The sequence below is a fragment of the Arenimonas sp. SCN 70-307 genome (genome assembly GCF_001724815.1).
GTDB lineage: Bacteria > Pseudomonadota > Gammaproteobacteria > Xanthomonadales > Xanthomonadaceae > Arenimonas.
In genome coordinates, this window is record NZ_MEDO01000019.1 from 91,123 (window position 1) to 100,869 (window position 9,747).

Annotated in this window: 10 protein-coding genes; 5 read left to right on the forward strand and 5 right to left on the reverse strand. The window is 67.1% G+C overall.

Features of this window, described 5'->3' with window-relative positions; translation table 11 throughout:
• Window positions 1-2: 2 nt before the first annotated feature.
• A complete protein-coding gene (gene moeB / locus ABS41_RS11035) occupies window positions 3-1,094 on the forward strand; it encodes a molybdopterin-synthase adenylyltransferase MoeB (RefSeq protein WP_290594435.1) in 1,092 nt (363 codons plus the stop codon).
• Between the two features lie 3 nt (window positions 1,095-1,097).
• Here moeB and ABS41_RS11040 read toward each other — a convergent pair whose 3' ends face one another.
• Together ABS41_RS11040 and ABS41_RS11045 are read right to left on the reverse strand one after the other, a co-directional pair.
• Window positions 1,098-1,661: a BLUF domain-containing protein gene (locus tag ABS41_RS11040; protein ID WP_290594436.1), complete on the reverse strand. Its 564-nt coding sequence runs from the start codon at window positions 1,659-1,661 to the stop codon at window positions 1,098-1,100.
• An 89-nt stretch (window positions 1,662-1,750) separates the two neighbouring features.
• A complete protein-coding gene (locus ABS41_RS11045) occupies window positions 1,751-2,761 on the reverse strand; it encodes a hypothetical protein (protein WP_290594438.1) in 1,011 nt (336 codons plus the stop codon).
• A gap of 145 nt (window positions 2,762-2,906) precedes the next feature.
• Between ABS41_RS11045 and ABS41_RS11050 the strand changes: the two genes are divergently transcribed.
• Both ABS41_RS11050 and ABS41_RS11055 read left to right on the forward strand, forming a co-directional pair.
• Window positions 2,907-3,278: a hypothetical protein gene (locus tag ABS41_RS11050; protein ID WP_290594439.1), complete on the forward strand. Its 372-nt coding sequence runs from the start codon at window positions 2,907-2,909 to the stop codon at window positions 3,276-3,278.
• 11 nt (window positions 3,279-3,289) lie between these two features.
• Window positions 3,290-4,312 carry an endonuclease/exonuclease/phosphatase family protein gene (locus ABS41_RS11055; protein WP_290594441.1) on the forward strand — a complete coding sequence of 341 codons (1,023 nt, stop codon included), beginning with the start codon at window positions 3,290-3,292 and terminating at the stop codon, window positions 4,310-4,312.
• Between the two features lie 1,461 nt (window positions 4,313-5,773).
• Here the strand turns inward: ABS41_RS11055 and ABS41_RS11060 are convergent.
• The 3 genes from ABS41_RS11060 to ABS41_RS11070 all read right to left on the reverse strand — a co-directional run bounded on the left by ABS41_RS11060 (window position 5,774) and on the right by ABS41_RS11070 (window position 7,840).
• On the reverse strand, window positions 5,774-6,148 hold the full coding sequence (locus ABS41_RS11060) for an antitoxin Xre/MbcA/ParS toxin-binding domain-containing protein (RefSeq protein WP_245593716.1): 375 nt from the start codon (window positions 6,146-6,148) through the stop codon (window positions 5,774-5,776).
• An 85-nt stretch (window positions 6,149-6,233) separates the two neighbouring features.
• Window positions 6,234-6,917 carry a hypothetical protein gene (locus tag ABS41_RS11065; protein WP_290594443.1) on the reverse strand — a complete coding sequence of 228 codons (684 nt, stop codon included), beginning with the start codon at window positions 6,915-6,917 and terminating at the stop codon, window positions 6,234-6,236.
• The gene (locus ABS41_RS11070; protein ID WP_290594445.1) at window positions 6,914-7,840 is read right to left on the reverse strand and encodes a DNA-binding protein; all 927 of its coding nucleotides are present in this window, start codon (window positions 7,838-7,840) and stop codon (window positions 6,914-6,916) included. Before ABS41_RS11070 ends, ABS41_RS11065 begins: the two co-directional genes overlap by 4 nt.
• Window positions 7,841-7,944: 104 nt before the next feature.
• Between ABS41_RS11070 and ABS41_RS11075 the strand changes: the two genes are divergently transcribed.
• Entirely contained in the window at window positions 7,945-9,030 is a 1,086-nt protein-coding gene (locus ABS41_RS11075) for a site-specific integrase (RefSeq protein WP_290594446.1), read from the forward strand.
• 62 nt (window positions 9,031-9,092) lie between these two features.
• Window positions 9,093-9,662, forward strand: a complete 570-nt coding sequence (locus ABS41_RS11080; protein ID WP_290594448.1) for a hypothetical protein — start codon at window positions 9,093-9,095, stop codon at window positions 9,660-9,662.
• Window positions 9,663-9,747: the final 85 nt, after the last annotated feature.

Below are 9,747 nucleotides of genomic sequence, written 5' to 3' on the forward strand. Positions count from 1 at the left end.
GCATGGCCGACATCGAACAGATCACGCCCGCCGAGGCGCGCCGCCGCCAGGCCCAGGGCAGCCGCCTGCTGGACGTACGCGAGCCCGGCGAACACGCCCTGGGCCTGCCCGAAGGCGCGCTGCCGCTGCCGCGCGCCGCGCTCGAGGCCAACCCGTCGCGCGTCACGCCCGACAAGCAGGCCGAACTGCTGCTGATCTGCGCCAGCGGCCGACGCTCGCAGCTGGCCTCGGAGTCGCTTCGCGCGCAAGGCTACGCGCGTGTTCGCAACGTGCTCGGTGGCTACGAAGCCTGGTGCGCCGCCGGCCTGCCCACGGTGAAGGGCGCCGACGAGGACGCCGATTTCCTTGAACGCTACTCGCGCCACCTGCGCCTGCCGCAGGTGGGCCTGGAGGGCCAGCGCCAGCTCGCCGCCTTGAAGGTGCTGGTGGTGGGCGCGGGTGGCCTGGGTTCGCCCGCGGCGTACTACCTCGCTGCCGCCGGTATCGGCACCCTGGTGCTGGCCGACGACGACGTGGTCGACCGCAGCAACCTGCAGCGCCAGATCCTGCACACCGAGGCGCGCATCGGCGTGCCCAAGGTCGCCTCCGCGGCGGAGGCGCTGTCCGCGCTCAACCCGCGCGTGCGCATGGAGACCCACCGCCTTCGCGTCACCGCCGAAAGCGTCGACGCGCTGCTGGCCGGCGTGGACGTGGTGGTGGATGGCGCCGACAACTTCCCGGTGCGCTACGTGCTCAACGCCGCCTGCCTGCGCCACGGCAAACCGCTGGTGTACGGCGCGGTGCATCGCTTCGAAGGGCAGGTGAGCGTGTTCGATGCCGGGCGCCGGCGCGGCGAGGCGCCGTGCTATCGCTGCCTGTTCCCGGAACCGCCCGCGGCCGAGGACGCGCCCAACTGCGCCGAGGCGGGTGTGCTGGGCGTGCTGCCGGGCGTCGTGGGCCTGCTGCAGGCCACCGAGACGATCAAACTGCTGCTGGGGCTGGGCGAGCCGCTGTCGGGGCGGCTGCTGCACTTCGATGCGCTGGCGATGCGCTTCCGGGAAACGCGCCTGCGTCCGGACCCGGCGTGCCCGGGCTGCGGGCCGGCGGCGGGCTGAGGCTCAGCGCAACATCAGCACCGCGATCAACGCGGCGCCGGCGAACAGGCCGGTGGCGGCCACCAGCCGCACCAGGTCGCTGCGCCGGTTGTCGCCCAGGGCTTCGCGGGCTTCGTCGAACTCGGGCAGGTTGCCCGAATCCGGGCGGCCAAGCAGCAACGTGACCATGTCCTCTACCAGCCCGGCGCTGAAGCTGTAGGGCTCGAAGCCGGTGCGGCCGTAGCGCGCGAGCAGCTCGCGCACTTCCGGCGCATCGGGCACGTGTTTCATCGACCAGGCCTGGAAGCTGGGTGCGTCGATCTCGCGGCGGTCGAGCACCTTGAGGTCGCGGTGGCGTGGGTCGGAGTGCAGTTTCTGGTACAGCGTCTCCACCACTTCGGCCGGGCCTTCGAGGCACTGGAAGAAGCAGCCGTCGGCGTAGTACAGGCCGCCGACCACGCGCCGGCGGGCGTTGTTTCGGCGCGACTGGATCAGGATGCGGGCGACTTCCGGGTGGATGCCCGCGCCGTGGCGGACGGGCGGGAAGGCGGCGCGGCTGGCGTAGACGAGGCGGAGATGGCGGGGCATGGCGGCTGGCTTGCGTCAGGCTTGGCCACCAGTTTGTCGGCGCGGCCGGATAGAGGCCGTGAAGGCTGGCTTGATCCGGCCTTGACGCCTCAGCGCCCGCACCAGCCGCGTTCAATCGAGCGCACCGCGCCGGAGGCCTGCATCTGCTCCACGCCGCGCAGCTGCAATGGCTGCCACTGGCTGGCGATCTCGCCGCCGTGGCTGGCCGCGCGGGCGAGCTGGTCGGGCGGAAGGCTTTTTTCCAGCGTGGCGATGCGCTCGCTGACCTCCATCGCCAGGCGCGTACTGCCCGCGCCGCCCGCGTCGAGCGCAGCCTCGATGTGCCGGTAAAGCGCCAGGCCCTGCGCGGGATCCGGCGGCACCGACTGCTGGAGCAGCGTGCGGTGGCGATGCCCGGTGGGCGCATAGGCCGAGGCGAGCGCGACGGCCATGTCGAGGTCGCCGCGGCTCGCCGCGAGGCGGGCCAGGCCCGGCGCTTCGGCGCGGTAGGCCGCCAGCTCCGGCAGGGCGTCCATCAGCGTGGCCCACTTGAAGCCGTTGCCGCTGGCGTAGTGGCGCAGGGCCGCGGCATCTCCGCCCACGGCCGCGCTGCGCCACATGCGGACGACTTCCGCGGGCGAGGGCACGGGCACGTCCCCGCAGTGCTCCTGCAATGCACGCAGGGATCGTTCGCGCAGCGGCAGCTCGCGTTCGATGTTGGTCGCCGCCTCGCCGCGCATCGCTTCGGGCAGCATGTCGAGCGCGAGCCGGCGGTTGGACAGCCAGGCATCGAACTCGGCGCGCCGCGCCGGCAGCAACGAGCAGTGCGACCACTCGGCCGCCAGGCGGCAGGCCGCGGCGGCTTCGCCCGCCCGGGCGCGCTGTTCGAGCTCGGCCACGACCTCGGCCAGGGGCTGGCTGGGGGCGGGCAGGGGACGGGCGGGCCCGGCGGGGGCCTTGGCCCTGGCCGCCGGACTGGCCTCGGCGGCGGCGTCCTGGGCCGTGGCTTGCGCGGCCGCACTGGCCTCGGCGGCGGTGGGCGCCTGCTGGCGGCCGGCAAGATAGGCCAGCACGGCCAGGAGCAGGGTCGCCAGGGCGACGAGGATCGACTTGCGGTTCATGGGGTCCGGGGGGCGAGGAGTCCGGCCGAGCATGGTTGAAACCGACTTTCCTGCCAAGCTGGCCTGCGTGGGTCGGGATCAGCGTCTCAATCTTTGAGCCGCCCGCCTGCCACGATGCCCCCGACGCCACCGGATGCCTGCCCCCATGGATGAACGCGAGGAATGGTTGACCCGGCTGCGCCGGCTTCGCCTGGGCTGGCCGCTGCGCTGCGCCCGCAGCTTCGCGCCCGAGGAGATGGCGCTCTTGCGCGAGGGCCTGTGGCCGGTCTCGCTGGATGATCGCTGGGTCGTCTGGCTCGAGGGCGAGGCGCTGCGGGTCTGGCGCGCCGGCACCGGCGAGTGCCTCTACGAGGCCGAGGTGGTCGAGGACGCCGCCGGCTTCGGCCAGTGCCGCGTGCTGCGCGTCTGCGACGACCCGGAGATCTACCAGCGCTGCGCCGAGGAGTCGGGCGAAATCGACCGCTTCGAGGGAGTGCTGGCGCTGCTGCTGGGGCGCCGGCGGCATGCGGTAGCGTAGGGGGAGGCACCGTGGACTACCGGGAGTATCCGCCCTTCGTAGTCGAGGACATCGTCCGGATTCGCCGGCGCATCCGGGACGCCGGCATCCCGGCCCGCCGGATCGATGCGAACCTGCTGGTGGGCACCTGGAACATCCAGAAGCTCAGCGGGCTCCACGAGGCCTGGACCGAGAATCCAGGCAGCCCCAAGCGCAACCTGCGCAGCCTGGCCATCATCGCCGAGGTCATCAAGTGTTTCGACGTTATCGCCCTGCAGGAAGTGATGCGCGACACGTCCGCATTGCGGTTCCTGATGGAGCGCTTCCTGGGCCCGGAATGGGCCGTGCTGCTCACGGATGTCACGGCGGGCGACAAGGGCAACTCGGAACGCCTGGCCTACCTCTACGACACGCGGCGGGTCACGCTTTCCGGGCTGTCGGGCGAAATCGTCCTGGCACCCCATGAAGGGACGGGCGAGGCCGTCGAGCAGTTCGACCGCACCCCGTTCATTGCCGGCTTCCGGGCCCGGAACGAGCATTTCACGCTCCTGACGGCGCATATCCGGTACGGCGACGCCCCCGCCGACCGCATCGACGAACTTCGCCGCATTGCCCACCACACGGCGAAGGAAATACGGGACCGCACGCGCGCGGGCCAGAGCGCCGAAGAACCCAACCTGCTGGTCCTGGGCGATTTCAACATCGACAAGCGCCAGGGCAACCCCTTGTTCGATGCGTTCGTCGAGGAGGGCCTGTGGGTGCCCACGCCACTGCAGCATGTGCGGACGACCACCGGCCAGGTCGCGAAGCACTACGACCAGATCGCCTGGTTCCAGGGAGACGATTTCCAGCTGCGTCCGTCGGGGCGCGCGGGCACGATCGATTTCGCCGGTGCGGTCTACCAGGAACTGACGTCCCGCCAGGTCTCACCACGCATCAGCGACCATCTGCCGCTATGGGTCGAATTCACCACCGACCGCAGCGACGTGGCGATGGCGGAGGTCCTGGGGGTGGATATCGACCATCCGGATCCGTTCGGTGGGGTGGCGGATTGAGAGGCGATGGGAGATGTAGCGGCGAGTATCGAATTGCGCATAATGTATATTATGTCAATTACGAGATGGGGCTATCGTCCTTCTCCCCACCCAGGATGATTGTCCCCGGCCGTATTAGCCTGACGGCGGCCCGCTTACCTTGTCATGTCCTGTAAGTCTGACGCGGAGATGTCGCACTTTGCCCTTACTTCAAGGACTTGCGGCTTCCGCTCGTGAATCGGGCCCCAGAACGAGCGGCTTTGAAAACTTGGTAACCGTGACGCGTCCGGTAACTGCGTCGCTGGGTTCAAGTGTCCTGACCGGACTAGGTAATCGGCTCAGGTCCAATCGCCTCCATCCCCGCCGGCATCCCTGGCTTCGCTAACTTTGACGTTGGCAAATCTGTGATTCCCTCGAAGGACAGCTGCCAGTCCAGAGGAAATCCGTATGCCGCGTCCCCGACTCCCGCCTGCACAAGAACGATTCGAACGGCTGATCGAGCAATGGTGCGTCCAGTGTCTTGGCGAGGGTCCTGATTTCGGCCAGTTGACCTCGGAGGTTGCCGGTGGCTTCGCCCGGACGCGGGGAACACGGGGCATCAAGCAATCCTTCTCGGAGATTCGCCAGTGGATGACTTGGTGGGAGACCACCGACCGGAGAGAGAGCCCAAGCACCGCGGTCAGCGTCGAGGCGTATCTGAGGTACCTAGAGGCCAGCGGTCGGGTGCCCTGCTCCAGGCGGAAGGCGATCGACTTTGTATTTCGGTTTCTGGCGGCCTTGGGTTGGCCGGATCGGGGCGCCGCGAGCGTCCTGAGGTGCAGCGCCCGACGTCATGCAGTGCTTAAGCGAGAAGCTGCCCGCCGGAGCGCACGTGCCGTGCCAGTGGGTTGGACTGAAATTCAATCCTGCTTGGACGTTGTGGACGCGAAGAACGATCGAGAAGTGCAGGCCGCTGCTGCGATGCTCATTCTTTATGACAGCATGGCTCGGGAGGACGCGCTATTTGGCCTTCGCGATGGCCCCAATTGGCGGTTATCCCCGCCAACTGTTGCAGACCTCCGGTTCCAGCCTAATGGGGGTGGTCGCCTGCGACTTCGTGCTCCGACGAGTTTCGCGAGCTACTTCGAAGCGGCTCTTAGTCCACTGACGATGACGTGGCTGGGTCGCGCCGTTCGACCTAGTCGGGATGCGGACGGTGCCCTGTTCCTTTCTCCCTTGGGCCTGCCTTGGAGTATGGAGCGTTGGCGTTTGACCGCCACTGAGCTCCTCAGACGCGCTCAGATCGCGGATCGCATCGTCACTGGACGTTCAATTCGAGTCGGAAAGGTGCTGGATCTCGCAGCTTCGGGTCTGTCGGTGGAGGAAATTCAACGGGCGGGGTTCTGGGCCATAACTAGACCAGTAGAGAGGATTCTGGCGCTAAGCGGTTCGAATTCTGATGCCAGGCCGATGACGGGAGACTTATTCGCCAATGTGGATTAATTAACCCACGAATCCCGACTCGATCGAGGCAAGGTACCCGATCACGTCCTCGGTTCGGCCCTCGCCCACCAGTTGAAGAGCCGTCTTGTGGTCAAAGCTCGGAATCGGTTGGTTGCGAATGAAGAAAGCGGCCTTCTGAGGATCGTGGTTCACCACCATGGCCGCGGAGCGAACGCGCAGCAAATTCACCAGCGTCGCTTGTAATTGATTGTTCTCGGGATGGGTGCGGACGGTGTGTCTATGCACACGCGAGAGATCGGCCAGGTCTTGGATCCCCAGCAGAAACTCCTGGCCGACCCGTGTAGGCGAGAGGATCGGCCTTTCGCCGTCCTGGAACGGCGTGATGTCAGGCAACTGGGTCGTGGTGGCGGACACGGCGCCTCCTACCTAGAGCACCTTGTATGGACAGTATAAGCGCATCCCTACTCCGGCGGGGGTGGCGGCAAGCGCGATTGAGCCCTTACCGCGGCAAGGCCAGTACAGAATCGATATCGACCGCCAAGGGCGCCGGTGTAGCGACGCCGGTCAGGCATAGGCCGTCGAACCGCGTGGCAATAAGTTCGCGCGCGATCGTCTCGCGACGCTGGTCTTCATGTGCAAGAAGTACATTGCGAACCCACGCGACATGGGGCTCGAGCTGGCGGGCGATATCGGTCCCCAAGGAAATAACTCGGCGTGCGGGTCCATGCATTCCGATTTCGAGACTTGAGCGTGGGGGTGACGGCGGCAAGTAGATCGCGACGGTCCTGTCCTCGCCGAGCCCGTCGTCGTGCGCCGCCCAACGATGGCGCAAGCGGCGCAGGTACTCGTGAAGCCGACGTCCCTCGTCACTCAAACGCGCATTGAGAAAGGCATTGGCGTCGAAGGCGCCGCGGGCGTCGTTGCGACCGAACGGTTTGGCGTAGAAGACGACGGCGGCGACCCACAAGCTTTCCTCACACTCACCTGGGCGCTCGCCGTCGTTGTCGTCGAGGCAACGGGTCAGGAAGTCGTAGGCCTTGGCGACATCACGCCGGGCATACCCAATCTCGGCCAACTCCCGTACCCGTGAATCCTCGACACAGTAGCTGGCCCCCGTCCGCACGGTGTATGCGCCCTGTGCGTCAAAGACGGCCCGTGGATAGGTGTCGTTCGGCCCGCTCATGGCGTCCAACGCCCCGTGGTCCGTCGGGCTGGTCGCCGCGCCGGCGACGGGGCTTTTGGGAGCGGCTCGCGACGACTTTGCTTGGCGGCACCGCCCGGTTTCGCCGGCGGCGTTTCAAGCAACGCGTCGAGGCGGCCGCGCAATGTCGCCGCTTCACGCTGGGCGCGCTGTGCGTCTGTTTCGGCCGTCCGCCGGGCTTGTTCCGCGGCGCGCAGGGCCGTGGCGTGCTCGCGGGCCAGACGCTCGGCCTGGGCCTTGAGCCCCTTGACCTCCTGGCGCAGCCGGTCAATCTCGGCATGGCTGCGGTCTTCGACCTGGCGCACGTGGGCCTGCAGTGCCGAGCGTTCCGCCGCCGCCGCCGTGCGCGCGGATTCCGCCTCCTGAAGCGTGAGCTGGAGCCGGGCGTCCAGGGCATCGCCTCGGACGGTCAAATCCTGTATCCGGGCTTCGAGCTGGGCGATCTGCCGGAGCAGGTCGCTGACCCGCTGATCGCTGATGACCAGCGCCGCCTGGGAGCCCTCGGCGGCGGCCACGGCGGCCTGGCGGGCGCGATCGGCCGCTTCGGCCGCGGCCCGCTCCGTGGCGATGGTCGACTCCATGGCGGCCAGGGCCTCGGCCAGGGCGGCGCGCTCCGGGGCCACGGCCGCCTCGGCTTGGGCCTGCCCCGCCGCGAGCGCGGCCTCCCAGAGCGCAGACGCCGCGTCGACCACGGCCGCCGGCGCCTCAGGGATGGCGGCGGAGCGTCGCTGCGCAGTGAGCCGCTCGCCCAGTCCCTGCCACCAGACGTCGAGCATGCGGGTAAGCGTGTTGGGCGAGCCGGTGCCGAGGGCTGCCCGGACCCGCTCGATGGTGGGCCGTTCGCCGGCGAGCAGCAGCTGCTCGATGGCGCCGTTGACCTGTTCCTGCGTGACGCCCCGTGCCATCTGATGCCCTCCTACTCGGATCCCCTGCCCCGGCCTTGAAGTACCAACGATAAGTGATGATTATCGTGGCTAGAAGCTTAGTATCGTAGTACACACTACATATTATGACGCATAAAGACAGCCTGCCTAGCCATGCCTCACCCGCCGCCGGACTGCAGTTGCCCGCGCAGCTGGCCCAACAGGCCGCGGATGCCGTGCGCGAGCTGCTGGCCGAAGCGGCGGCAGCCAACACGACGCGCAGCTACGCCTCGGCCCTGCGTTACTGGGCCGGCTGGCACGTGGCGCGCTACGGCATTGAGCTGCCCTTCCCGACGCCTGAGGCAACCGTGCTGCAGTTCCTGGTCGACCACACGGCCCGCCGGACCGAGGACGGGCGCCTGACCTGGGAGTTGCCGCCGGAGGTCGACCAGGCGCTCGTGGCGGCGGGCCTCAAGGCCAAGCCCGGCGCTTGGACCTTGGCCACCGTTCGGCACCGGGTAGCCGTCCTGTCGACCGCCCATCGCCTTAAACACCTGGCCAATCCCTGTGAGCAGCCAGCGGTTCGGACGGTCCTTAGTCGAGCTGGCCATGCCGCCGTGAAACGCGGTGAGCGCCCGCGCAAAAAGACAGCCATCACCCTGACCGAGCTCGAGGCGATGCTGGCCACCTGCGACCACAGCCTGGAGGGACTGCGTGACCGGGCCCTGCTCTGCTTTGGATTCGCCAGTGGCGGACGACGGCGCAGCGAAATCGCCGCGGCCGACATCCGCGATCTGCGCCGTATCGGCCCCCAGGGGTTCATCTACCGCCTAGAGCACAGCAAGACGCAACAAGCCGGCGTCACCGCGTCCTCGACCCCCGACAAGCCGGTCCTTGCTCGGGCCGCGCTGGCGCTGGAAGACTGGATCGAAGCGTCGGGGATTACGGAGGGCGCAATCTTCCGGCGGCTGTGGAAGCAGCGTATTGGCCCTGCCCTGTCCCCAGCAGCTGTTGGCGAGATCGTGCAACGACGGGCGCGCCAAGCGGGGCTGGAGGGCGATTTTGGCGGCCACAGCCTTAGGTCCGGGTTCGTCACTGAGGCTAGCCGCCAAGGCGTGGCGCTACCGGCGATCATGCAACTGACTGAGCACCGCGCGGTTTCGAGCGTGATCGGCTACTTTCAGTCAGGAAGCGCGGCCGCCAATCCCGCTGCTCGGCTACTGGAAGACTGAATCGCGAGCGACACTACCATGCGCTGGCTATCCTGAAGTACAGCGGAAATAGGCGAGGAAGCATGTCCAGAAAGGACGAACTCAATGCGTGGACTTGGCCATCTCGCCCGACAACGGAGGCCGAGTTCGACGAGATGATGATGTCCCTGGATCGTCATTTGGCTTCCCGGCAGTTGCTTCCTTTCCAACGAGGGCTACACGCTCTTTCACACGTTTCCTGGTCGCTAAAGTTAGACGGGACTCCAATTCTTGGAGGCAACCATGATCGAGGCGCCCCATTCTCGGCTACCGACCTATTGGCAAGGGTTCACGACTGGTACCAGGAGCACTACGCCGAGGCCATGAGGCTGGACATGTCGCCGGGCAGCATCGTGCTAGTCATCCACAACAACCTTTGGAAACTCTGGATTCCAAAGGTGTGGGGGACCGTCACGACATTTGCAGACCGCAACCTGTCGAACAAAGGTGTCGAAGTCGGCGTTCGCACACCAGCTACCTACAACTGCCTATGCTCAGTAGTAGGCCTGACACAGGCATTCGCCAGTAAATTTTTAGACGAAGAAGTTAGGTTCATACACGAGGCATTACAGCACGGGCTTCAAGCAATGTCCGGGCTAGGATTCAGCCGATGAAGCATAGGTAAGAGGCCCAGCCACTACCCCGCGCAACAGGACAGTTGCTTTACGTCCTTGGTGAAGGTTTGTGCCGCGAGTTTCA

Excerpts from the sequence above, each read along its gene's own strand:
- moeB (WP_290594435.1), top strand. The coding sequence starts at position 3 with ATGGCCGACATCGAACAGATCACGCCCGCCGAGGCGCGCCGCCGCCAG.
- ABS41_RS11040 (WP_290594436.1), bottom strand. The coding sequence starts at position 1,661 with ATGCCCCGCCATCTCCGCCTCGTCTACGCCAGCCGCGCCGCCTTCCCG.
- ABS41_RS11045 (WP_290594438.1), bottom strand. The coding sequence starts at position 2,761 with ATGAACCGCAAGTCGATCCTCGTCGCCCTGGCGACCCTGCTCCTGGCC.
- ABS41_RS11050 (WP_290594439.1), top strand. The coding sequence starts at position 2,907 with ATGGATGAACGCGAGGAATGGTTGACCCGGCTGCGCCGGCTTCGCCTG.
- ABS41_RS11065 (WP_290594443.1), bottom strand. The coding sequence starts at position 6,917 with ATGAGCGGGCCGAACGACACCTATCCACGGGCCGTCTTTGACGCACAG.
- ABS41_RS11070 (WP_290594445.1), bottom strand. The coding sequence starts at position 7,840 with ATGGCACGGGGCGTCACGCAGGAACAGGTCAACGGCGCCATCGAGCAG.
- ABS41_RS11075 (WP_290594446.1), top strand. The coding sequence starts at position 7,945 with ATGACGCATAAAGACAGCCTGCCTAGCCATGCCTCACCCGCCGCCGGA.
- ABS41_RS11080 (WP_290594448.1), top strand. The coding sequence starts at position 9,093 with ATGTCCAGAAAGGACGAACTCAATGCGTGGACTTGGCCATCTCGCCCG.